Source organism: Microcoleus sp. B3-D2 (assembly GCF_036705345.1).
Lineage (GTDB): Bacteria > Cyanobacteriota > Cyanobacteriia > Cyanobacteriales > Microcoleaceae > Microcoleus.
This window is the reverse complement of the sequence record NZ_JAUBUG010000011.1, coordinates 69,976-70,340: the sequence shown is the minus strand read 5'-3', so window position 1 is coordinate 70,340 and position 365 is coordinate 69,976. Positions and strand designations below refer to the sequence as shown.

General features: G+C 44.4%; 1 pseudogene. It reads right to left on the bottom strand.

Annotation, left to right across the window (positions count from 1 at the left end):
• Positions 1 to 365, bottom strand: a pseudogene (locus tag QUB14_RS06580) (ATP-binding cassette domain-containing protein); the annotation flags it as partial.

The window sequence follows — 365 nt, the reverse complement described above, 5'->3', positions numbered from 1 at the left end:
TTCTGGTTCTAGTGGAGAATGCTCGATCGACTCTACTGTTTCTACAATGAGCAAATTTTCGACAATCGGCTCTGGTTCTGGTGGAGAATGCTCGCTCGACTTTGGTGAATCTAAAATCGGTTCTGGTTCTGGTGGAGAATGCTCGCTCGACTTTGGTGAATCTAAAATCAGTTCGGATTCTGGTTGAGAAAGTTCTAGCGACTTTGGCGCATCTAAAATCGGTTCGGATTCTGGTTGAGAAAGTTCTAGCGGCTCTACCATTTGAACAATGAGCAGATTTTCGACAACCGGTTCTAGTTGAGGATGTTCGATCGACTCTACCGTTTCTGAAACTTCTAGATTTTCGACTATCGGTTCTGGTTGAG